Below are 23636 nucleotides of genomic sequence, written 5' to 3' on the forward strand. Positions count from 1 at the left end.
TTTGGCTTCAGGGCAGCGGCGCGCGTGCGTCGACGAGGCCCTCGTCGCGCAACGCGAGCCAAAACTCGGGCGGCAGCGTGGTCTCGAACGACGCCACGTTCTCGCGCACTTCCGCCGCGCTGCGCGCGCCGGTGAGCACGCTCGCCACGGCGGGATGCGCATAGGGAAACTGCAGCGCCGCCGCCGCGAGCGGCACGCCGTGCGCGCGGCAGACCGCTTCCAGGCGCGCCACGCGCTCCACCACGTCGGGCGGCGCCTCGCCGTAGTTGAACTTGCGGTCTCCGGCGAGACCGCGCGCGAGAATGCCCGAATTGAAAGCGCCGCCCAGCAGGATGCTCACGCCATGCTGGCTGCACGCGGGCAGCAGATCGTCAAGCGGCGCCTGTTCGAGCAGCGTGTAGCGGCCCGCCAGCAGTGCGCAGTCGATCGGGAATTCGCGCATCGCTTCGAGTATCACTTCGCGCTCGTTCACGCCGAAACCCACGGCCTTGACCGCACCCGACGCGCGCAGTTCGTCCAGCGCGCGAAAACCGCCGCCATCCGTGAGTTGCCGCCAGTAGTGCGCGTTGCGCTCGCCATGCGTGAGGCGGCCGATGTCGTGCACGAGCAGGATGTCGATCTCGACGATGCCGAGCCGCTGCTGGCTATCCTCGAACGAACGCAGGATGCCTTCGCGCGTGTAGTCGTAAATGGCTTCGAACGGCAGCGGATCTTGCCAGCCTTCGCTGCCGTCGTAGGGATGGGTGCGCGGCACGAAACGGCGGCCCACTTTGGTCGACAGCACATACTCGCGGCGCGGATAGCGCCGCAATGCATCGCCGAGGCGATGCTCCGCTTTCGTATGGCCATAGTGCGGCGCCGTGTCGAACAAGCGCACGCCGGCCGCCCACGCGGCATCGACGGTGGCCTGCGCCTCTTCGCCGGTGAGATCTCGATACAGGCCGCCGAGCGGCGCCGTGCCCAGACTCAGCGCACTCACTTCGAGCGGCGTGCGCCCGATGCGGCGGCGCTGCGCGACCTGCGGATGGGGCTCCTGCGCCATGCGGGGTGTCTCCTCGATTGAATCAACGATGCACGCCGCGCGTGGGCATCAGTGCTTCAGCGCTTACAGGCTTGCGTGCTTGCTGCGAAGCGACCACCGGCGCGCGCACTGGGCCGACCGGCTCGAAGGTGTTGTCCGTAAGAATAAACTCCTGATGGTCGGGCGTCTCCGAATTCGTGCGCGCACGGCCGAAGACCGTGCAGGCGTTGCCGATGTTTCGGGAGGGGTGAGGCAAGCCGCTGGCGGGACGATATGCCTCAGCCCCATACGTTTCACTTATTGCATTTAATTCACTTGTTTCATATAGTATGTGCATCGCAGGCAGCTATTGGCTACACGCATCAGGAGCCACGCCATGCCCACTCTCAAACGAAATCCCAAGGAAGCACCTCCGGCAATGAGCGAACACGAAATGGAACTGGCCCGCGTCGCGCAGCGCTGCATCATGGAAGCGCTCGATCACTCGCGAGCGGTCTCCATCACGCTCACGACCGAAACCGGCCTCCATCCCTCGATCGAAGTGCCGCCCGCCGCGCTCAAGCTCATCGGCCAGTTGCTCGGTGCAATGAGCGAAGGCAAGACCGTTGTGCTCATGCCCGACAAGCAGGAGTTCACAACCGTCGAAGCCGCCAACTACCTCAACGTCTCGCGGCCGTTCGTGATCAAGGAGATCGAGGAAGGCCGGCTCAAGCACCGCATGGTCGGCACCCACCGTCGCATCGCCGTGGAAGACCTGCTGGCGTACGAGCGCGCGATGCGCGAACGGCAGTCCGCCGCGCTCGACCGCATGGCTGAAAACGCCCGCGACCTCGGGCTGGATTACTGAATGGCGGGGAACGCACGCTACACGGCTTTACTGGACGCGTGCGTTCTGTTCCCCATTGCCATGACCGATGCGCTCATGAGCCTCGCAACCGCGGGACTTTTTGCTGCAAAGTGGACGCGTCGCATTGAACAAGAATGGATGGCGGCCCTGGAGCGGCATCGCCCCGATCTCGTGGGCAAATTAGACGTGCGCCGCGACGCCATGCACGACGCCGTACCGGACTGGCAAATCCCGGACGGAGCATGGAAACACCTCGTGCCCTCTATCGCGCTACCCGATCCCAACGACGCACACGTACTCGCAGCCGCTATTGCGGGCCACGCCGACTGCATCGTCACAACGAACCTGCGCGATTTTCCTGCTGAGGCAGTCGCGGCCCATGGCATCGACGTGGTCGATCCCGATCGCTTCATCGTCCGTCAGTGGGATCTCGATACGCTCGTCTGCATCGCTGCGTTCAAGCGAATGCGGGCGCGCTGGAAAAAGCCCGAAGCCACCGCTGAGGATTTTGCCCGCGCGCTCGAACGCGGCGGGCTGCCGGGCACGGCCATGCGAATCAGGGAAGCCGTGGAGTTGATCTAATCCGCCGTGCCCATGCTCGTGCGATGGCATGCTCCATTCCAGCGGCGTCTCACCTCTTCACCACCACCGGTCCTTCGCTCCCTTCTCCACCCTTCGCCTCCCGCGCGACGATTGCCACGAAGAGCCGCTCCAGATCGCGCGTGAACCGCACCGTATCGAAGAGCGGCGCATCGGCCTTCGCCCGTGCGAGCCGTTTGCGGATCTGCGCATGCCAGGCCGGATCGCTCGCGAGCGCGAGCGCAATCTGAAAATAAGCGTCGAGATCGCGCGCAACCAGCGCTTCGAGCCCCACCGCGTGCAGCAGGCTCGCGCCCACGCGGCCCGCGAACAGCGAGCCCAGCGCCGACACCATCGGCACGCCCGCCCACAACGCGTCGCTGCCGGTCGTGTGCGAGCCGGTCGGCAGCGTGTCGAGTGCGAGGTCCGCGAGTTGCAGCCGCGCGAGATGCGCCTCCTGCGGCAAGCGCTTCGCGAAAATCACGCGCTCGCGTGCCACGCCGTTCGTTTCGAAGAAGTCGTGCAGATTCGCCTGCGCCCGCTCGCTCCCCGGATCGAGCAGCCAGAGCACACTGCCCGGCGTCGCGGCAAGCAGGCGGCACCAGACCGCCGCCACCTGCGCATTGAGCTTGAAGGTCTGATTGAAGCTGCAGAACACGAAGCCACGCTCGGGCAAGCCCACTTCGGCGCGCGAAGGCGGCCGCCCGCACTGGCGCCGATGGTCGTTCGGCTGGTAGCAATGCGGCATCAGCGCGAGCGTCTCGCTGTAGTGCGGCGCCGCGGCAGACGGCGTCACCACCGCATCGCCGATCACATAGTCCGCGAGGCGCGGCTCGCCGAGCGAGCCCGGATAGCCCAGCCAGCTCACGATCACGGGCGTGGGCCGCAGCGCCGTGATGCCGAGGCGCGTGCCGGTCGTATAGCCCTTCAGATCGACGAGCAGGTGGATGCCGTCGTCCGCGATCTGCGCTGCCGCCTGCGCGTCGGTGAGCGCGCCGATCTCGTGCAGCGTGGCGGGCAGCGCCGCGAGCCGTTCGCGCCATGCGGCATCGGGCACGGCCTCGCCGTACGAATACAGATGGATGTCGAAGCGCGCGGGGTCGTGCAGTTCGAGCACACCCGCGAGCAGGCGCAGCGTGGCGTGATCGTAGAAGTCGGAGGAGAGATAGCCGATGCGCAGGCGCGCATCCGCCTCCCAGGCCGCCAGCGCCTCGGCAAGACCCGCGCCGCGTGCGACGAGCGGCGGCGCGGCCAGCTCGCCGCGCCAGCGCGACTGCGCGAAGCGCCGCCCGGCCTCGCGGTGCAGCCCCGGCGTGAGCGCCGGGATGCCCAGCAGCCCCCACGGCGTGAGATTCTCGGCCGCGCCCGTGGCGACCATCTCGAGCGCCGCCTGGTCGATCTTGTCCAGATCGCGCCAGTGCGCAACGCGCCGCCGCACGTACTGCGCCGACTCCCAGCGCCCGCCCCGGCAGTACGCTTCGTCGGCCTCGTCGAGGCGATTCAGGCGCTCCAGCAAGCCGCCGTAGCACTGCCAGAAGTGCGCCGACTTCGGCTCGAGCTCGAGCGCACGCCTCAGGCTCGCCTCGGCAGCCTCGTACAGCCCTGCCTCCTGCTGCACCATGGCGAGATTGCCGTGCGCGAGGGCATAGCCGGGATCGATTTCAATGGCCGCGCGATACGCGGCCTCGGCGTGAGTGGCGTCGTTGCGCTTCTTGAGGAGGTTGCCCACGTTGTTGAACATGCGCGCCTCGCGCACGCCCAGATTGATGGCCGCGAAGTAAGCCGCGATCGCCTCGTTGTCGCGGCCCTGCCAGAGCAGCGTCCACGCGAGGTCGCGCTGCAGCGCCCCATTCTCGCCCATCGAAAGCGCCTGGCGGATCGCCTGTTCGCCTTCCACATAGCGCTTCTGGCGCGCGAGCGCGACGCCAAGCTGATGCCACGCAGCGACAGACTGCGGATCCTGCGCCACGATTTCGCGAAAAAGGGCCTCGGCAAGCGTGTACTGCTCGGCGTTCAGGCGGTCGATGCCGCGCTTGAGCAATGCGTCGGAACGCGACGACGGAGTCGGAGTGGAGATTTTCATCACGCCATCGTAGGAAGCGTGATGGGGTGCGAATATCAGAACGTTCCTGGTTTTCTGCGGCGCACGCCGGGCCCTTGCGCGCGTTCAGCATCGCGACTGGAAGCCCGGCGCGCAAAACGGTTAGAATGGCCACCCTCTCAAAATACCGTCCGGTGTGCGCAAGGCGCGCCGGACGCGCATGCATACCTCATGGCGAAACTTCTGACCGATCAAGAATTCCAGCGTTTTTCCGAGCTTCAGCAGAAACAGGCCAGCTTCACGATTTCGAGCGAGGAAGCCGACGAATTGCGCGATATCGTCGCGCGCGCCCAGCAAAAGCGCGACGACCGCGCGAGCGCGATGAAGACCGTCGAAACCGCGATCGAGCAATTCGAGATCACGCCCGATGAGTTGTTCTCGGCCGAGCAGATTGCCGAAGCCGCGCGCAACTTCGGTCTGATCCCGGCCACGCGCAAGGAGCGCGTGCTGCCGCCTTCGCTGACCCTCAACGGCAAGACGCATCAGTGGACGACGCGCGCCCTGCCCGAGGAAATCCGCACGCCGCTGTTCGAGGCGTTCCAGGGCGGCCAGTCGGTCAAGGCATTCATCGCCACGCCGAAGGACGCCGCGCGTTGCGCCGCGACCATCGCCCGGCTCGAGAAGGAAACCGGCGCGCAATACGCACAGGCCTGGCTCGAAGAGCTCGCCGTCACGCGTGCCCAGGTGGACGACGCGCTCACGAAAATCGCCGCCTGATTGCGGCTGGCGAGAATCCAGGCCTGATGCAACGGCATGACACGGAGGCGCCGCGCAGCGAAGCTGCGCCGCACCGTGCCTCCGGACAGGACACGCCGCGTCAGTCGAGCGGCATCCTGAACCCCACCACGCCCGGGTCCTCCGTCGGCGTCACCGTGAAGCCGCAGGCGCGCGCGAGCCCGATCATCGGCGCATTCTCGCGCAGCGCCTCGCCGAGCAGCCAGTGCGTGCCGCGCGAGCGCACGTAGGCAATCATGCGCTCCAGCAGCAGGCGGCCGAGGCCGCGCCCCTTCAGATTCGACTGGATCGTGAGCGCAAACTCGGCGGTCTCGTTGTCCGGGTCGGCCACCGCGCGCCCCACGCCCAGCGTGCGCGGCTTGCCGTCCTCGCCCTCGACGGTCGCGATGAGCGCCATCTCGCGGTCGTAATCGATCTGCGTCATACGCGCGAGCTGCGTGTGGTCGAAGCTGCGCACCGCCGAGAAAAAGCGCAGGCGCAGGTCGTCGGGCGTCATCGTGTCGATGAACGCGCGGTGCATCTCCTCGTCTTCGGGCCGGATCGGCCGGATCGTCAGGCGCTGGCCGTGCCAGTCGAACGTCTCTTCGAGCCTGCGCGGATACGGCATGATCGCGAAGCGGCTGCGCTTTTCCGCCAGCGCGAGGCGCGGCGCGACCACCTTCACCGCGTCAGGCAACACCCGCAGCGTCACCTGCATCCCGACGATCTCACGCACCTCGCACACCACCTGCGAAAGCTCGGTGAGCACCGCGAGCGTGGGCTCGGGCGTGGTGTAGCGCGTATACGGCGAGTGCGCGACGATGTCGCGCGAGAGCACCGGGTTCAACGGCGGCAGGCTGTAGACGCGCAGCGGCGGCGAGAAGCCGTCCGGTGATGGCGCCACGAAGTGGAACACGGGGCCGAAATTCTCGTCGTCGCGAAACTCCACGCTCACGTCGACGATGGCTTGCTCCGCGAACTGCGCCGCGCTCTCCAGCGTCTCGAGCCCGAACGAGCCCAATAGCCGCGCCGCCTCCGCGCCCTCGAGCGTGTCGCGCCCCGCCGCCAGCGCCGCGCGCGCCACGCCCTGCGCAGCCTCGATCGCTGCCGCGCCTTGCGCGGGCATGCTCTCGGGCGTCTGCATCAGGAGTTCGCGCCCGAGCCGGTAATCGACGAGACGCGCAAACGCGCGCGCGAGGCGCCGCGGCGTGGTATGCACGGGAATGCCGTGCGCGTGCAGCGCGTCGCGCGTGGCGTCGTCCACGCCGCCGAAGAAGCACGCGAGCATGCCGCGATACGCGAAGCGCTGGTTTTCGATGAGCGTGCGCGCGACCTCGGCCACCGGCGCGCTGTGGGTGGGCGCGTGCACGACGAACGCGGTGCCGGTCGAGCGCTGCGAAGCGAGCGCTTGCAACGCGAGGCCGAAGTGCTCGGGCCTCGCCGTATCGCCGAGCACGAGCGGATTGCCGGCCTGCGCATGCGGCAAGGCCGCCTCGAGTGCGGCGCGCGCCTCGTCGTTCCATCGCGCGAGCGTGTCGCCGGCCTTCATGAAGGCGTCGCGCGCGAGCGTGGCCACGCCGCGGTCGCTCGTGATGAGCGTGGCCGTGTCGCTCGCGGCCACGCGTCCCAGGCCCAGCGTTTCGATTTCGTCGAGCAGGTCGTCGAGCGTGTCCACGCGCACGATGCCCGCGCGCCGGAACGCCGCCGTGTAGAGCGCGTCGCCCGGATCGTCGCGGCCGCTGCGCAGCGCGAGCACGGGCTTGTTGCGCGCCGCCGCCCGCGCGGCCGACATGAACTTGCGCGCCGCGCTGATGCTGTCCACTTCGAGCAGGATCGCGCGCGTGGTCGGATCGCTCGCGAGGTAGTCGAGCACATCGCCGACATCGACATCGGCTTCGTCGCCCAGCGCCACCGCATGCGAGAAGCCGAGCCCGCGCGGGCCGGCCCAGCGCAGCACGGCGTTGGTGAGCGCGTTGGATTGCGAGACCCACGCCACGCCACCGGTGCGCGCGACGGTGGCGGCCGCGCCGAGCTGCGCGTTGAGCGCCGGCGTGAGCGCGCCGAGCGTGCCGGGCCCGAGAATGCGCAGCAGATGCGGGCGCGCTGCCGCGAGCGCGTGGCGCAGGTCGGCGCGGTCTTCTTCGTTGCGCACTTCGCCCACGATGATCGCGGCGCGCGTGCCCATGCCGCCGAGCCGGTGTACGAGCGCAGGCCAGGTGGCGGGCCGCGTACAGACGATCGCGACGGTGGGCGCCTCGGGCAGGTCGCCGGTATCGGCGAGCACGGGCTTGCCGTCGAAGCTCTCGAAATCGCCTGCATGACGCGGATTGATCGCCCAGAGCGGACCGGCAAAACCGCCTTCGATGAGGCGCTGCCACACCATGTTGCCGATGCTGCCCGGCCGCTGCGAGGCCCCGATCACCGCTACGGATTTCGGCTGGAATATCGCGTCGAGATTGCGTACGGTCACTGCCCCTCCTCGCTGTTCGTGTGGGCGCGCGCGCACGGGCAGCGCCGCCGGATGTCGTCACGAATGAGGATAGGCGAATCGGGAATGCGCTGCGCGCATTTCGCCGCGTGCGCTTGCGTGGCGCACAGCGACACGGCGCCGCCGGGCCGGGCGCCGTCGCGCGGGGCGCCGCCCGGTGCTTACATGTTCTTGCGGAACGGCGCGCCCGAATGCTCGCGCAACTCGTTGAACACGATCTTCGGCCACGCCTTCTGGGCGACCTCGATCTCGGAGACGTGCGAGGCGAGATACGTGGGGGCGTTCGACGCATCGTAGGCCATGCGGGCCGCGTACGAATCGGTGAAGCGGCGCAGCTCGTTGGGGTCGTCGCAAGTGACCCAGCGCGAGAGGCGGTAGCGCGCCGGCATGATGCGCACTTCCACCTTGTACTCCGCCGCAAGGCGATGCGAGACCACTTCGAACTGCAGCTGGCCCACGGCGCCCAGGATCGTCGCGCCGCCGTGCAGCGGGCGGAACACCTGAATTGCGCCCTCTTCGCCGAGCTGCTTGAGCGCTTCGCCCAGTTGCTTCGCGCGCATCGGGTCGACCACTTCGATGGTCTGGAAGATTTCGGGCGCGAAGAACGGCAGGCCCGTGAACTGCAGGTCTTCGCCTTCGGTGAGCGTGTCGCCGAGGCTCAGCGTGCCGTGATTAGGAATGCCGATGATGTCGCCAGGGTAGGCTTCGGCCACGGTCTCGCGGCGCTGCGAGAGGAAGCTCACGACGTTGTTGGCGCGGAAGGTCTTGTTGTTGCGCGTGACCTTCAGTTGCATGCCGCGCTCGAAGCGGCCCGAGCACACGCGGATGAACGCCACGCGGTCGCGGTGCGCGAGGTCCATGTTGGCCTGCACCTTGAACACGACGCCCGTGAACTTGGGCTCGTCGGGCGACACCGGACGCTGCACGGTCATGCGCGGCGAGGGCGGCGGCGCGAGGTCGACGAGCGCGTCGAGAATCTCCTTCACGCCGAAGTTGTTGATCGCCGAGCCGAACAGCACCGGCGACTGCTCGCCGGCGAGGAACGCGTCGCGGTCGAACGCGGGCGTCGCGCCCGTGATCAGCTCGACCTCGTCCTTGGTGCGCTTCCAGTGATAGCCGAAGCGCGCTTCGCCATCGGCATCGCCAATGTTCTGCAGCGTTTCCACCGCGCCGCCGAGCGATTGCTCGCCCGCGCGGAACACGCGCACCTGGTCGCGCTGGATGTCGTAGACGCCCTGGAACTCCTTGCCCATGCCGATGGGCCAGGTGAACGGCACCGCGGCCACGCCCAGGTGCTGCTCGATTTCGTCGAGCAGGTCGAGCGGCTCGCGCACTTCGCGGTCGAGCTTGTTGATGAAGGTGAGAATGGGCGTCTTGCGGCTGCGGCAGACTTCGAGCAGCTTGAGCGTCTGCGCTTCCACACCGTTCGCGCCGTCGATCACCATCACCGCCGCGTCCACTGCCGTGAGCACGCGGTAGGTGTCTTCGGAGAAGTCCTCGTGGCCCGGCGTGTCCAGCAGGTTGATGACGGCGTCGCCGTACTCGAACTGCATGACCGAGCTCGCGACCGAAATGCCGCGCTGCTTTTCGATCTCCATCCAGTCGGAGGTCGCGAAGCGGCCGCTCTTCTTGCCCTTCACGGTACCGGCGATCTGGATCGCGCCCGAGAACAGCAGCAGCTTTTCGGTGAGCGTGGTTTTGCCCGCGTCCGGGTGAGAAATGACCGCGAACGTGCGGCGGCGTCTGAGTTCGGCAACTGACATGGATGGAGGGGTATCGCTGATGAAATCGGGCAGCCGGCCGTGCGGCGGGCGTTGCGGATGCGGCGAGCCGGTGCGCACGGCAGAAGGCGCCGGGGACGAATGATACACGGCATTGCCGCGCGCGACTAAAAGTTAACGGCGAGTTCGCTGAGCGCGCAAGAGGAGAAGCGCTCGCGGGGCGCCTGCTGGCGATGGCCGGCGGCGTGCCCGAGGTGAGCTTTTACGGGAGCGGTGCGCGGCGCACGCACGCCAGACGGGCCGCGCGCCGCGCAAAGGTGAGGTTTTACGGGACCAGGCTCGCGCTCAACGCCTGCTCGAGCCCCGTTTCGAGTCCCGTTTCGAGTCCCGCTTCGGGCGCCATTTCTGGCTCCGCTTCGAGTCCCAATTACTCCGTGATCAGAAAACGGTCGCGGTTCTTCACGCCAGCGAGCCAGCCCGGCGCGCGGCCACGGCCGCTCCAGGTCTCGCCGGTTTTCGGGTTCCTGTAACGCGCCGGCAGCGGCTTCTTGCGCGCACCAGCCACGGGCCGGCTGGAGAAACCGAGTTCTTCCGGCGTGATGTCGTACTCCGCGATCTTTTCCTTGATGTCGGCAATCGCTTGCTCGATTTCCTTTTCGCGTGCCGCCGCAACTTCCTTGTGCAGCTTTTCGAGTTGGGCGGTCAGTTGCTTGTAGCTCGGCATAAACAATGATCTCCAGTTCGGTCACACATTCGTATTGTGAACGTTCTGGCGCCCATGCGTGCCAAATGACGCGTTTTTTTGGTCGGTTTGAGCCAATTTATTGCGGTTCTGTACACGGAGCGGGCTGCGCCCGGCAGCCCTGACGGACCGTTTCGTGTCACACGCGTTCTTTGGCGCGTGCCTCCAGCTCGCACAGCGCTTCCGACAGACGCTTGACGCGCTGCGCCTGCGAAGGCACCAGATTTGCGCTCGATACCGAATCGACGCGGTTGCGCCAATAAGAAAGCGGAATGCGATCGTTGCCTGAGAGCCGAGCAATGACGTGCTCGAGGTGCTCTATGTCCTTTTCAAGTTGATGATGATTCATTGCCCCCCCTGGAATAACCTTTTTTCTGGAAGACGCCTCTACAATGGCATCTGCGCATTCAATATTCCATAACACAAGGCGATTAACCCGCCGCATTACATCAACGCAACCGGACGTTTCACCGGCCGCCCCGGTCATTTTTCTGGCTCATTTACCCTTTTTTACCATTTCATTTCAGGGGTCCCTGTTTCAGGCGCAACGATTTCAGCGTGCCCGGCCATCGGAGAATAAGCCCGGCACGGCGTGCCATCGGTTGCCTACCGCACGGAACGCGACGGGAGCGTCGTCCACCCTCACGGTTATCAGTCATCGAAAGAACCGAAGATTAACGGCGGCAATCGCGCCTGTATATTCCTCAGTTGTGCAGGGAATATGCACTGCGCATTTCGCGCAACACGCGGTCGCGTTGGATTTTGATAACGAGAACGGTGTGAATTCGAACGATTCGCAGCACGACAGTCTGCTGCATGCGATTTACGCAACAATAGAACGCCCGGCGGGCTGGACGGATTTTTGCGTCCAATTCAGGAAATCGATCGAGGCGGCCTCGATTCATCTCTGTGTATTCGATCGACAGCGCGAACTCTTTTCATGGACCGACGGTTTCAGCATTCGGGAAACCGAGCCGCTCGAACTGATCCGCCCGCTTTACCGCGACGATGCCCGCCTCGAATGGCTGCGCGCGTTCCCACCCGGCAAATGGCTACATTGCGGCCCGGACCGGGAGACCGGCGAGGGCCATCCGGTCTTCGAGCCGGCCCTGATGGCAACCGGCGGCGGCTTCGTTTCGATCTGCAAGCTGATCGACAGCGGCGCGCTCACGGCCATGATCGCCTGTCGCGGCCCCGCGCGCGGCGCCCCGCTGCCGGAGGCCACGCGCGCGCTGCTCGAGCGGCTCGCGCCCCATCTGGTGCGCGCGGTGCGCCTGAGCGTGCGCCGCCTCCTGCCCGACGCCGATGCGCTCACGGGCCGCGTGCGTCCGCCCGCCATGCTCGTGAGCGCGAGCGGCGAGGTCCTGCACGGCAACGAAGCCGCACAACGGCTTCTGCGCGCCACCTCGCTCGTGCGCGTACGCGGCAGGCGGCTGGCGTTCTCCGCGCCTTATCAGGCACGCTTCCTGGAGGATGTGGCGATTTGCGAGGCGCGCCTGAAGAACCGCGCGAGCGGCGCGCGGGCGGCGGCGGCGCGCATTCGCGCGTTGCGCATCGTGGGCGCCGCCGACACGGCCGACGGCGAGCGGGGCCGCGCCGCGCCACTGCCTGGCGGCCCGGAAGTGCTCTATGCGTTCTACAACGTGGTGACGCCCGGCGAAGTCGCCGGCCTGCGCGCCCTTGCGGCGCTCACGTTCTATCACCCGCGCTCGGCGCCGGCGGTGGACGAGCAGGTGCTGGCCACGGCGTTCGAGCTCTCGCCCGCCGAGTGCCGGATCGTGCATCTGCTGGTGGACGGGCTCACGCCGAAGGAAATCGCCGCGCAGGTGAGCGTGCAATACGACACGGTGCGCAAGCAACTACAGTCGATCTTCCAGAAGACCGCCACGCGGCGCCAGCCCGATCTACTGCGCCTGTTGATGAACCTGCCCGCGCGCAGCCGCGGCGGCGGCGCGGATGGCAACGCTTGATGCCGCGGTGCGCCGCGAGCCGGACGCGCTCCACTGCCCGCGGCCCGCGGCCCGCGGCCGCCACGCCCGGAAACGGTGAACAGGCGGCGCAACCGCGCGTGCCCGTTACTTGGTACGGCAAGCGAATACGAGGGTGTACGTGTCGCCGCTGGTGGACTTATCGACGGTGTCGTAGCCGGCGCCGCCACAGCGTGCCTGGGCCTGCTGGACGCACGAGTCGTGGTCGCCCGCGGCGGAGCACTGCACGGGGACCGTGGGGCGGCCGTCCGAGAGGAACAGCGGCGGACCGCTGCTGCAGGCGGCCAGCGCCGCGAGCATCGCACAGGCGCCCAGCGTGGACGACAGCCTGCCAAAGCGGGACAACAACGAACCGGAACGAATCATGGGGTACCCCGAGGGCCTTCTAGTTTTTCGACGTTGCGATTGTGCCATGCCGGACCGCGCCTGCGCGGCGCGCAAGCCGCATCGCACACGGAGTCTGGCGAAGTTTTAGCGGACCGGGGGCAAGGTCTTGTAGGGCGGCAATGCCTGCGGATCAGCGCGCAAACGCACGAACACCTTGTCGACGTCGGGAATCGCCTCGAGGCGGCGCTCGAGCGCCGCGCGGTCGAAGCCCGCCGGCGCGCAGCCTTCCGCGTAGACGAAGCGCCGCTGCACCGTGATCCACAGACTCGTGCCGACGAGCGAGGTGTCGCCCTTGAACGTCTCGCGGATCGCCTTGGCGATGTCCGCGTCGTAGAGGTAGGAATTCGGCTTCGCGCACTTGTGCGCGAGCCAGCAGGTGGTGCCGCGCTCCACCCGGTAGTGCGCATCGTCGTCGGCTTCGGCCTTCGTCATGCGCGGGCCGAGCGGCTGCGGGCATGCGCCCGGCGCATTCGAGAGCGCGAAGAACGGATCGTTGTACCAGTTCCTGATTTCATCGGGATTGGCGGCCGAAGCGCTGGTGCTGGTTGCCGTGTCCGCTGCGCTCACGTCGCTCACTTCTATTGCGCCGCCCAAGGCGGCAGTGCCATTTGCCGCGGGCTGCGCCACGGCCCCAGGCGCCGCAGCCGCCAGCATGAAAACCACCACGAAGGCCGCCGCAACCCTGGCCGCAGCCATCGTTGTCAGCCGCGCGTGCCGTCTCGCTCGCGGGCGTGGCCGCCTTCCCCGCACTGCCCCGATTTCCCGCATCGCCGTCTCCTTCCTGCCCCGGCGCGCCGCCCATCGTCCCGCGCACCCGCTCTCGTCAAGATAGGACTGCGCAGCTTGCGTCGCAATACTTAAGCGTTTCGGTACAATCGCCGCGGCGCACCATGCGCCAGCCAATGCAATAAAACTGCCGTACAGAAGTGCATCGACGAAGTGCAACACGCATTGCCGCAACCACCTTGCATGGAACCGGCGTTAGCGCTCCGCATGGACCAGGAACAAGAGCTTGCATGGGATCAGAGGCAGTGCTGAAGCACTCACGCTGACCAACAGGCGCAGCACTCGCTCCCGCCGTAGCGCCAACGCCGCATCGAGCCGTGCATGGGATCGACACAGGAGACCCCATGTCGTTTGTTATCGTTTTAGCCGCCCTCGCCTTTCTCATGCTCGCGGCCTATCGCGGCTACAGCGTGATCCTTTTCGCACCGGTGGCCGCCCTTGGCGCCGTCCTGCTCACCGATCCCGCCGCCGTCGCGCCCGTCTTCTCCGGCATCTTCATGGAAAAGATGGTGGGCTTCGTGAAGCTCTACTTCCCCGTGTTCCTGCTTGGCGCCGTATTCGGCAAGGTGATCGAACTATCGGGCTACTCCGAGGCGATCGTCCACGCCGCGATCCGCTATATCGGCCGCTCGCGCGCGAACGCCGTGATCGTGGCCGTGTGCGCGCTGCTCACGTACGGCGGCGTGTCGCTGTTCGTGGTGGTGTTCGCGGTGTACCCGTTCGCCGCCGAGCTCTATCGCCAGAGCGACATTCCCAAGCGCCTCATGCCCGGCGCCATCGCGCTGGGCGCGTTCTCGTTCACGATGGATTCGCTGCCCGGCACGCCGCAAATCCAGAACATCATCCCCACCACGTTCTTCAAGACCACGGCGTGGGCCGCGCCGGCGCTCGGCGTGATCGGCTCGCTCTTCATCATCGTCGTGGGCCTGACGTATCTCGAGTGGCGCCGCCGCAGCGCGATGGCGAAGGGCGAAGGCTATGGCACCTCGCTCGTGAACGAGCCCGAGCACGTGAAGACCGACCATCTGCCCAATCCGCTCCTCGCCATTACGCCGCTCGTGCTCGTGGGCGTGGCGAACTTCTTCCTGACACGCTGGATTCCGCAGTGGTACGGCGACACCTACACGGTCACGGCCGAAGTGCTGCCCGGCATCCACGCGCCGGTCACCACGACGGTCAAGCAGCTGGTTGGGATCTGGTCGGTCGAGGGCGCGCTGCTGCTCGGCATCGCGTTCGTGATCGTCACGGCGTTCTCGCGCGTGAAGGAGCGTTTCGCCACCGGCACGAAGGCCGCCGTGGCGGGTGCGCTGCTCGCCTCGCTCAACACCGCTTCGGAGTACGGATTTGGCGGCGTGATCGCGGCACTGCCTGGCTTCATCGTCGTGAGCGATGCGCTCAAGAGCATTCCGAATCCGCTCGTGAACGCGGCGGTCTCGGTGAGCGCGCTCGCGGGCATCACCGGCTCGGCTTCGGGCGGCATGAGCATTGCGCTCGCCGCCATGTCCGATCTGTTCATCAAGAGCGCGCAGGCCGCGCATATTCCGCTCGACGTGCTGCATCGCGTGGTGGCGATGGCCAGCGGCGGCATGGACACGCTCCCGCATAACGGCGCGGTGATTACGCTGCTCGCGGTGACGGGGCTCACGCACCGCGAATCGTATCGCGACATTTTCGCGGTCACGATCATCAAGACGATGGCCGTGTTCTTCGTGATCGCGGTTTTTTACGCGACCGGGATCGTTTGAGAGAGACTGTTTGAGAAACGGCCGCGCCGGCCTCAACCCTGCGCGGCTTCGATACCGGCCAGCAGGAATGCCCGGTCAACCCATCGCGTCGTACTTTCCACCGTCTGCTTTCCACTCCTGAACAGGGCCTGCATATAGAGGGGTGCGAGCACGATTTCAACAATCAGTTCAGCACTCGGTACGACTTCGCCCCGCCTGCGCCCTGCGTCGAGCATTTGATTCAGCTCTTCCAGGCGTCGTCCAATCGGGGTCTTCATGATGTCCGGTTCTTCCGCCGGAACTTGCGGCGTCATCGCCATCACGCGCATCAGCGACAGCGAATGCTGATTGCCCAGAGCGCGCGCGATCGACATCGCCCACGTCACCAGATTGTCACGCACCGATCCACTGGTCGGGATCGGCTCATCTCGTATGAGCCGTTCAACCGCGACGTCGGCCATCAGATTCCGGATATCCCCCCAGCGTCTGTACAGACTGGTCTTATTGACCGCAGACCGTTCAGCGATCTCAAGCATTGACGGGATCTCGCCTTGCCGTTCGTTCAAGAGGGCTTCCACCGCGTCGAACACCGCGTTCTTGACCCGTGTGCTCCGCCCTTTGGGGCGCTTTTGTGAAGTCTCAGTCATGCCCAATTAAAGCAAATTCTGTTGCTTTTTGTCCAGATCTGTGCAAAAGTGAATTTAGTTGCTTTAGCTGGAAAGGGGGGGCGAGTGCAATCGACTACGCTCGCGCCGCGCGAGGCGATCGGCTGCCGCCCTTCCGTTAACCCTTGAATTGATTAAGGAAATTGCCATGACCATGCAAGCAGCCGTGAATCCGTCCGCAGGGCCTTCCGCGTTCCTTTTCCCCGGCGACGAACAATTCTGGTTCGAGACGGTGCGCATGTTCGGCGCCGACGAGTATGGCGGCGGCTCGTTTGGCGAGGTCATGGCGGTCAGCACCCGTATCACGGCGGGCGACTACGACAGCTGGTATGAAGCCTGGAACGCCATGGCGGATCGCATCGCCGCCGAAGGCGATCGCCAGCTTGCCGGCAACCATCGGATCAGCGCTCGCGACAGCTACCTTCGTGCCTGCAACTATTACCGCTCCTCGGAGTTCTTCCTGCATGCCAATCCGCGGGACCCGCGTGTCAGCCGTGCCTATGAACGCTCGGTTGCCTGCTATCGGGCGGCGGGGGCACTGCACGACCCGGAGATCAAACCGGTGGAAATTCCCTATGAAGGCACCACGTTGCCCGGCTATTTCCACCGCGCAGGTGAGGGAGTGCGGCCGCTGCTAATCATGCATAGCGGCTTCGACGGCTCCGCCGAGGAACTGCATTGGAGTGGGGCGCGGGCGGCGGTGGAGCGCGGCTATCATGTGCTGTGCTTTGACGGCCCTGGCCAGTACGGGCCCCTGCACAGACACGGACTGGTCTTCCGGCACGACTGGGAGAACGTCGTCACGCCGGTCGTCGATTTCGCCCTGACGCTGCCCGGCATCGATTCGTCCCGCATCGCGCTTCGCGGGGAAAGCCTCGGCGGCTATCTCGCACCCCGCGCGGCGGCCTTCGAACACCGCATTGCCGCGGTGATTGCCAACGACGGCCTTTACGATTACGGCGCGCATCACGTGAGCCGCATGCCCGATGCCGGTCGGGAGGCGCTATTGACCGAACTGAGGGCCGGTCCTGTGCCGCAGGTAAACCGGGCGATGGCAGCGGCCATGGAGGCATCGCCCGTGGTGCGCTGGGCGATTAGCCACGGCATGTGGTGCTTCGGCGCGGCAACGCCCAGTGAATACATCGGCAAGACGCTCGACTACACGCTGGCAGGCGGAGTCGCCGGGCAAATCCGCTGCCCTACGCTCGTCTGCGAAGCCGAGGACGACCTGTTCTTCAAGGGGCAGCCTCAGCAGCTTTACGACCATCTCACGTGCCCAAAGACGCTGATGACCTTTACCAATGCGGAGGGCGCAGGTGCGCATTGCGAGGTCGGGGCCGGCCGCCTCGCCAATGCCCGTATGTTCGACTGGCTTGATGAGACGCTGGGGATCTGATCGGAAAGCTTGCTAAGCACATCAGGTGTTCCAGCAGGGCGGTCGGTTTCCCCTCCGCCCTTCTACACTTCCTGGCCGGCTTTAACGACGGCTTCACCCCGAGCCGGCAGCGCGCCATTCATCTGTGCAGATGCACGCACTTGCGCCATGTACGGCTCGATATCCATTTCGCCGTACCCGATAAGGCGGCTCTTCTTCACGATCCGATAGCCGACCCACATCACAACGAACAAGGGAATCCCGATATAGGTGGCCAGCACGCTCGCCCAGTCGATCTTGTTGGCCATGAACGCCTGGTAGTCCTGTCCGAGCATGACAACGAGACACACCGCAAAAGCGAATATCGGCCCAATCGGAAACCACTTCGATCGATACGGCAGCTCCTCGAGCGAGAAACCCTGCGCGACGAAGCCCTTGCGGAAACGATAATGGCTGGCCGCAATGCCCAGCCAGGCGATGAACCCGGTCATGCCCGACGTGTTGAGCAGCCACATATAGACGGTTTTATCGCCGTACATCGACGAAAGGAAACACAGCGCCCCCACCGCAGTGGTGGCGTAAAGCGCATTCCTTGGCACGCCGCTCGCCGAAAGCTTGCCGAAGAGCCTCGGTGCACGCCCCTCGATCGCCAGGTTATAGAGCATCCGCGTAGAGGCATACATGCCCGAATTGCCCGCGGACAGCACGGCGGTCAGGATCACCGCATTCATGACGCCCGCCGAAACCGCCAGGCCGGCGCGACGAAATACGAGCGTGAACGGGCTGACGCCAATATCGGTCACATCGGATTTCAGGAGGTTCGGGTCGGTATGCGGAATCAGCAGACCGATGACGAAAATGGCGAGCACGTAAAACAGCAGAATTCGCCAGAACACCTGTCGTACCGCGCGCGGAATGTTTTTGCCGGGATTCTCCGATTCCCCGGCGGCGACGCCGATAAGTTCGGTTCCCTGAAAAGAGAAGCCCGCGATCATGGTGACGCCCAACAAGGCCGGCAAGCCACCGGTGAACGGTCCGCCATCCAGGGTGAAGTTGCCCCAGACGTGATCGGCCCCGCCCTTCAGGATGCCGATGATCATCAGCAAGCCGATGCCGATGAACGCAACGACGGTAATCACCTTGATCAGCGAGAACCAGTATTCGGCTTCGCCGAAACCGCGCACGGAGAGCGCGTTGAGCAGGAACATCACAGTGAGGAAAGCGGCGCTCCACCAGACCCCGGGAACATGGGGAAACCAGTAGCCCATCACCAGTTGCGAGGCCACCAGTTCGACCGCGATGGTCACGGCCCAGTTGTACCAGTAGTTCCATCCCAGCGCGAAGCCAAAGCCCTCGTCGACGAACTTCGCGCCGTAGGTCGCGAACGAGCCGGAGACGGGCATGAACGCCGCCATTTCCCCGAGGCTCGTCATCAGGAAGTAGACCATCAAGCCGATCACGAGGTATGCGGCCATGGCGCCGCCGGGTCCGGCCTGGGAAATGGACGCCCCCGAAGCGACGAATAGACCGGTGCCGATCGATCCACCGATCGCAATCATGGTCAGATGGCGGGCTTTTAGACTACGGTGCAGGGCAGGCGTGGTGTCCCGAGCGCCGGAAGGGGGCGCTGAAACGCGATGTGAATCCGAATCCATATTAATTCTGACTTCTTTCTAGCTAGTGTTACAGGGGGAATCGAGTTTCCAGGCCATCCGGGAGCCCGGTGGCCACGGCCATTGCGCAAGAGGATGCAATGCCCGGACAGGCGTGCCGCTCGATTGAGCGACCCGATCGCCCATCCTCAATGAGAGTTGAGCCGTGATTTTATAGCAGTGCACGCCCGGCGAGCCGCCCACCCACCTGGGCACCGGACCTGCGGGCTGTTGCGCGCGCAAGGCAAGGCGAAATATCCGCCGCGCGCGAGAACCGGCATTCGAGCCGTCAATGAGGGGACGTGTCCGCCCCCAAAGGCAAGCGCCCAAGGGTCGGGGCACGGGGGACAGTCGCCTCCAGCGAGGCAACCAGAGAGGGATTGACAACGGTGGCGTCCGCGCGAGCATCGCGCGGACGCTGCGAAGCACCGGTTACGCGTAACCGGTCGTTCCCTTCGTTTCCAGATATTCCGCCAGCCCGAACTCGGCGTATTCGCGTCCGTTGCCGGAGCGCTTGAAGCCGCCGAACGGCGCCGCCGGATTCCAGGGCGGATAGTTGATATGGACGTTCCCAACCCGCAGCCGTGCCGCGACACGGCGTGCATGATCGAGGTCCTTCGACTGCACGTAGGCGGCGAGACCGTACACGGAGTCGTTGGCGAGCGCGATCGCCTCCTCTTCGGACCGGTAGGTCATGATGGACAGCACGGGCCCAAAGATCTCCTCCCGCGCGATCGTCATATCCGGCCGCACGTTGGAAAATACCGTGGGCCGCACGTAGAACCCCTCATTCAAGCCTTCGGGGCGCCCCATCCCGCCCGCAATCAGCGTTGCGCCCTCCTCGATACCGACGCCGATGCAGTGCTGGATGCGGTCGAACTGCGTCCGGCTGACGACGGGCCCGACTTCGGTACTGCCGTCGCGCGGGTTTCCGACGACGGTCCGCTCGGCTTCGGCGCGCGCCGCCTGCTCCGCGCGATGCAGATGATCGACGTGCACGAGCATGCGAGTCGGCGCATTGCACGACTGCCCGCTATTGCTGAAACAGCTTCGTGCGCCGCGCGTGACGGCATCCTCGATATCGGCGTCGGGAAGAATGATATTCGGGCTCTTGCTGCCCAGTTCCTGATGGACCCGCTTCACCGTATCCGCGGCGGCCTTCGCGACCTCGATGCCCGCGCGCGTCGACCCCGTGAACGACACCATGTCGACGTCGGGATGCCGTGACAGCGCGTCGCCCACGACATGCCCGTATCCGTGCACGAGATTGAAGACTCCGGGCGGCACGCCCGCCTCGTCCAGGATCTCCGCGAACAGAATGCCGCTGAACGGCGCAATCTCGCTGGGCTTGAGCACCATCGTGCAGCCCGCGGCCAGCGCCGGCGCGACCTTGCAAACGATCTGGTTGATTGGCCAGTTCCACGGGGTAATCAGCGCACACACGCCTATCGGCTCGTGCGACACGAGCAGCGAGTCGGTCTGCTTGCGGAACGGAAACGAGCGCAGCGCGCGGATCGTCTGCTCGAGATGCGCGGTGCCGACCGCGGCTTGCATCGCGCGCGAAAACTCGATAGGCGCGCCCATTTCCTGACTGATGGTCTGCGCGACTTCTTCGTAGCGCCGCTGGTAGATTGCCAGCACCTGCTCCAGCAAGCCAAGCCGCTGCTCGACCGTCCAGCGCGAGAACACGTCGAACGCGCGCTTCGCCGCCTCCACCGCTCGATTGACTTCGTCAGGTCCGCCGATCCTCAGTTGTGCATAGGGCACCTCCGTTGCCGGATCGATGACATCGATCGCCTGCGCGCCGACGGGATCGAGCCACTGCCCGCCGATAAAGCTCTGCCTGGTCCTACGCATCGAATACTCCTGTGAGTCCTTCATGTTCAGCGCGTCGCGCGCGCGTACGCGTCGGCGACGATGTCGCGAATCTGTGCGACAAACCACGAAATCTCGTCGCGCGACATCACGAGCGGCGGCGAGAACTGCAAGATCGGCGTGCCTTCGTGATCGACGCCCGCGCGGCAAAGGAGCCCCGCGTCGAACAGCGCGGGAGCGAGCACCGTCGAGACGAACGTCTGCGCGCTCATATCGGCCTTCCAGCGGCGCGCTTCTTTGTCGGACACGAGTTCGAGCGAGTAGTGATAGCCGTCGCCGCGCACGTCGCCCACGCACGGCAATTCGAGCAGCGCGTTCAGTTGCGAACGGAAATAGCCCTCGTTTTCGCGCACGTTCTCGAGCACGCCCTCACGCTCCATGATCGACAGATTGGCCAGCGCGGCCGCGCACGCGACCGGATGGCCGCCATACGTCGCGCCGTGCAGGAACATCTGCTGCGGGCCCTCGAGCACGGTGTTGACGACCGCGTCGCTCGCGATCACGCCGCCGAGCGGGACGTAGCCCGAGGCAATGCCCTTTGCGAACGTCAGAATGTCCGGCTTGAAGCCATAGCGGCGCGAGCCGAAATATTCGCCGAGACGGCCAAAGCCGCAAATCACTTCGTCTGTCATCAGCAACACGCCATGGCGATCGCAGAGTTCGCGCAGCCCCTGCGCATAGCCCGCCGGCGGCGTCAGGCTGCCACCGGCGTTCTGCAGCGGCTCGACGACGATGGCCGCCACGGTATCCGGGCCTTCCTGAATGATCAGCGATTCGATTTCGTCGAGCAGGAATTGCGTGAACTGCGCCTCCGTCTCGCCCACGGGGCGGCCGTAGCGCTTCGTGTTGTTGACGTGCCGCACCCCCGACATCAGCGGCTCGAAATGCTTGCGGAAATTCGTCAGGCCGTTCAATGCCAGCGCGCCGAACGAGGTGCCGTGATAAGCCACGCGACGCGCGATGAACTTGCGCCGCTGCGGCTCGCCGCGCGCCTGGTGGTACTGACGAACCAGCTTGATGGCCGATTCGTTCGACTCCGACCCGCTCGAGGTGAAGAACACCCGGTTCAGTCCTTCCGGTGCGAGCGTCGCGAGCTTGTGAGAGAGACGGATGGCGGGTTCGTGTCCATTGCCCCAGTTGGTCGCGAACGGCAGCCGGACCATCTGATCGCGAACCGCGTCGCCAATCTCGGCGCCGTGGCTATAGCCGATCTGGACACAGTACAGGCCCGCCAGCCCGTCGAAGTAACGTTTGCCACCTTGGTCGACGAGCCAGCAACCCTCGCTGTGGTCGAAAACGGTCAAGTCCTTGTCGCCATAGGCGTCGGCGTGCGTGAAGTGCATCAGCAGATGGCGCTTGCCCAGGGCCTGCAAGTCTTGTTTGAGGTCCGCGTTGCTCATTGTTTCGTTCTCCTGTTTCATTTCCACATCAGAATCCTGCAATCTGCCGCTCAGTTCATCGTGAGCGTCGGCGCCGGGCGGGTGAACCCGCGCGTGAGCCAGACGAGCTGGCAGAGCCCGACCACCAGCCAACCCATACCCACGTAGAACGTCTCGCGCGACAGTCCCGACCAGAGCCAGACATTCATGGCGAAGCCGATCGCCGGCATCAGTCCGAATTTGAGCCAGCCGGCGAGGTGGCGGTGTTCCCGCTGGCCCAGATAACTGCGAATCACACAGAGATTCACACCCGCGAAGGCGATGAGCGCGCCGAAACTGATCATCGTCGAAGCCATGTCGAGCGTGATGAACAATGCCGAGAACGACAGGGCCCCGACCACGAGCGTCGCCCGCACCGGCGTCCCGAGCCGCACATGCAGATGTCCGAAGATGCGCTCCGGCAGCACCTGGTCGCGGCCCATCGCAAACAGCACGCGCGTCACGCTGGCCTGCCCGGCCATGGCGCTCGCGAAACACCCGGCCACGTACACCGCGACGAAGAAAGCCGACAGCGTGCTGCCGCCAATGCGCTGCATCAACTCCAGGCTCGCCGAATCGAGGTCCTTGAACGCATGCCAGTCGGGATAGACGAGTTGCCCCACGAATGCCACCACGATGAAAAGCAGTCCGGCCAGCAGCGTGCACAGCAAGATGGCGCGCGGCACCGTGCGCCTGGGATCGCGCGTTTCCTCGGACAGCGTCGTAACGGCGTCGAAGCCGAGAAACGACAGGCAGAGAATCGCCGCACCCGCAAAGATCGCTGCGTTCTCCGAGAGCGGCAACGCGAGCGACACCGGCTGGCCGTGCGCGACAGCGAACTGCGACGCGGCAATCAGGAAGATCGCGATAAACACGATCTGGCTCGCAATGAGTATCAGGTTGACGCGGCTGACGAGCCGGATGCCGAAGACGTTCAGGACAGTGACGAGCGCGATGCTCCCGACGACCCACACGGTCTGCGGCACGGCGGGAAACACCTCCTTCATGTAGACGCCGATGACGAGGTAACTGATCATCGGAATGAACAGGTAATCCAGAAGCAGCGCCCATCCCACCATGAAGCCCGCCGACGTGCCGAAATTGCGGCTCGCGAACGTATACGCCGAGCCGGCGCTCGGGATGAGCCGCGCCATGTGGCCATAACTGCAGGCCGTGAACAACATCGCGACCAGCGTCACCGCATAAGCCGCGGCGAGGTGCCCGTTCGTCTTCGCGGAAACGAGGCCGTACGTGGTGAACACCGTCATCGGCAACATGTAGGCCAGCCCGAAGATCACCAGCGTGAACAGTCCGAGCTTGCGTGGCGGCGTATTCGCCGTTGCTTGTCCCTCTCTATCCCACAGCACGCTTTCGCGGCTATTCGATGCCGCTAGATGCGTACGTCGATTCGACTCTCGAGTCCTCATGCATCCCTCACATGGCGATTGCCCACGACTATGTCTCCATTTTTTTACCGGCGGCGCTCGAACGCCACCGCACGGGAAAGATTGTGGAACGACAATAATTCGACGACGAATGAGAAAAGCGGACGT

General features: G+C 65.4%; 19 protein-coding genes. 6 read left to right on the plus strand and 13 right to left on the minus strand.

Annotated elements, in window-relative coordinates:
• Nucleotides 1-7: 7 nt before the first annotated feature.
• Nucleotides 8-1042: an aldo/keto reductase gene (locus BO1_RS33205; protein WP_028221244.1), complete on the minus strand. Its 1035-nt coding sequence runs from the start codon at nt 1040-1042 to the stop codon at nt 8-10.
• 397 nt (nt 1043-1439) lie between these two features.
• On the opposite strand from BO1_RS33205, the gene BO1_RS33215 reads away from it, so the two are divergent.
• Nucleotides 1440-1868, plus strand: a complete 429-nt coding sequence (locus tag BO1_RS33215; RefSeq protein ID WP_245643968.1) for an excisionase family DNA-binding protein — start codon at nt 1440-1442, stop codon at nt 1866-1868.
• The gene (locus tag BO1_RS33220; RefSeq protein ID WP_028221247.1) at nt 1869-2450 is read left to right on the plus strand and encodes a PIN domain-containing protein; all 582 of its coding nucleotides are present in this window, start codon (nt 1869-1871) and stop codon (nt 2448-2450) included.
• Nucleotides 2451-2499: 49 nt separating this feature from the next.
• Here BO1_RS33220 and BO1_RS53785 read toward each other — a convergent pair whose 3' ends face one another.
• The gene (locus BO1_RS53785) at nt 2500-4530 is read right to left on the minus strand and encodes an O-linked N-acetylglucosamine transferase, SPINDLY family protein (RefSeq protein WP_052409697.1); all 2031 of its coding nucleotides are present in this window, start codon (nt 4528-4530) and stop codon (nt 2500-2502) included.
• Nucleotides 4531-4719: 189 nt separating this feature from the next.
• Between BO1_RS53785 and BO1_RS33230 the strand changes: the two genes are divergently transcribed.
• Nucleotides 4720-5265 (plus strand): hypothetical protein, encoded by a 546-nt coding sequence (locus BO1_RS33230; RefSeq protein ID WP_028221248.1) that lies wholly within the window; start codon nt 4720-4722, stop codon nt 5263-5265.
• 100 nt (nt 5266-5365) lie between these two features.
• On the opposite strand, the gene BO1_RS33235 is transcribed toward BO1_RS33230, so the two are convergent.
• From BO1_RS33235 to BO1_RS33255, 4 genes are all read right to left on the minus strand, one after another.
• On the minus strand, nt 5366-7732 hold the full coding sequence (locus tag BO1_RS33235) for a bifunctional acetate--CoA ligase family protein/GNAT family N-acetyltransferase (protein WP_028221249.1): 2367 nt from the start codon (nt 7730-7732) through the stop codon (nt 5366-5368).
• A 179-nt stretch (nt 7733-7911) separates the two neighbouring features.
• Nucleotides 7912-9513, minus strand: coding sequence for a peptide chain release factor 3 (locus tag BO1_RS33240; protein WP_028221250.1), 1602 nt, complete (start codon nt 9511-9513; stop codon nt 7912-7914).
• A gap of 385 nt (nt 9514-9898) precedes the next feature.
• Nucleotides 9899-10195 (minus strand): H-NS histone family protein, encoded by a 297-nt coding sequence (locus BO1_RS33250; protein WP_028221251.1) that lies wholly within the window; start codon nt 10193-10195, stop codon nt 9899-9901.
• A gap of 157 nt (nt 10196-10352) precedes the next feature.
• Complete coding sequence (locus BO1_RS33255; RefSeq protein WP_028221252.1) at nt 10353-10562, minus strand: hypothetical protein; 210 nt, start codon at nt 10560-10562, stop codon at nt 10353-10355.
• Nucleotides 10563-10992: 430 nt separating this feature from the next.
• Between BO1_RS33255 and BO1_RS33260 the strand changes: the two genes are divergently transcribed.
• Nucleotides 10993-12183 (plus strand): helix-turn-helix transcriptional regulator, encoded by a 1191-nt coding sequence (locus tag BO1_RS33260; protein ID WP_028221253.1) that lies wholly within the window; start codon nt 10993-10995, stop codon nt 12181-12183.
• Nucleotides 12184-12288: 105 nt separating this feature from the next.
• Here BO1_RS33260 and BO1_RS33265 read toward each other — a convergent pair whose 3' ends face one another.
• The gene (locus BO1_RS33265; protein WP_028221254.1) at nt 12289-12567 is read right to left on the minus strand and encodes a hypothetical protein; all 279 of its coding nucleotides are present in this window, start codon (nt 12565-12567) and stop codon (nt 12289-12291) included.
• A gap of 105 nt (nt 12568-12672) precedes the next feature.
• Nucleotides 12673-13284 (minus strand): BON domain-containing protein, encoded by a 612-nt coding sequence (locus BO1_RS33270; protein WP_084688384.1) that lies wholly within the window; start codon nt 13282-13284, stop codon nt 12673-12675.
• Nucleotides 13285-13718: 434 nt separating this feature from the next.
• Here BO1_RS33270 and BO1_RS33275 point away from each other — a divergent pair, with 434 nt between their 5' ends.
• On the plus strand, nt 13719-15119 hold the full coding sequence (locus tag BO1_RS33275; RefSeq protein WP_028221256.1) for a GntP family permease: 1401 nt from the start codon (nt 13719-13721) through the stop codon (nt 15117-15119).
• A 32-nt stretch (nt 15120-15151) separates the two neighbouring features.
• Here BO1_RS33275 and BO1_RS33280 read toward each other — a convergent pair whose 3' ends face one another.
• Nucleotides 15152-15745 carry a TetR-like C-terminal domain-containing protein gene (locus BO1_RS33280; protein WP_028221257.1) on the minus strand — a complete coding sequence of 198 codons (594 nt, stop codon included), beginning with the start codon at nt 15743-15745 and terminating at the stop codon, nt 15152-15154.
• 166 nt (nt 15746-15911) lie between these two features.
• On the opposite strand from BO1_RS33280, the gene BO1_RS33285 reads away from it, so the two are divergent.
• Complete coding sequence (locus BO1_RS33285) at nt 15912-17159, plus strand: alpha/beta hydrolase family protein (protein ID WP_043287604.1); 1248 nt, start codon at nt 15912-15914, stop codon at nt 17157-17159.
• Nucleotides 17160-17221: 62 nt separating this feature from the next.
• On the opposite strand, the gene BO1_RS53790 is transcribed toward BO1_RS33285, so the two are convergent.
• The 4 genes from BO1_RS53790 to BO1_RS33305 all read right to left on the minus strand — a co-directional run bounded on the left by BO1_RS53790 (nt 17222) and on the right by BO1_RS33305 (nt 23510).
• Nucleotides 17222-18793, minus strand: coding sequence for an amino acid permease (locus BO1_RS53790; protein ID WP_052409698.1), 1572 nt, complete (start codon nt 18791-18793; stop codon nt 17222-17224).
• 429 nt (nt 18794-19222) lie between these two features.
• The gene (locus BO1_RS33295; RefSeq protein WP_028221259.1) at nt 19223-20647 is read right to left on the minus strand and encodes an aldehyde dehydrogenase family protein; all 1425 of its coding nucleotides are present in this window, start codon (nt 20645-20647) and stop codon (nt 19223-19225) included.
• A 26-nt stretch (nt 20648-20673) separates the two neighbouring features.
• Nucleotides 20674-22065, minus strand: a complete 1392-nt coding sequence (locus tag BO1_RS33300; RefSeq protein ID WP_028221260.1) for an aspartate aminotransferase family protein — start codon at nt 22063-22065, stop codon at nt 20674-20676.
• A 50-nt stretch (nt 22066-22115) separates the two neighbouring features.
• Complete coding sequence (locus BO1_RS33305; protein WP_028221261.1) at nt 22116-23510, minus strand: APC family permease; 1395 nt, start codon at nt 23508-23510, stop codon at nt 22116-22118.
• Nucleotides 23511-23636 lie beyond the last annotated feature (126 nt).

Source organism: Paraburkholderia oxyphila NBRC 105797 (assembly GCF_000685075.1).
Lineage (GTDB): Bacteria > Pseudomonadota > Gammaproteobacteria > Burkholderiales > Burkholderiaceae > Paraburkholderia > Paraburkholderia oxyphila.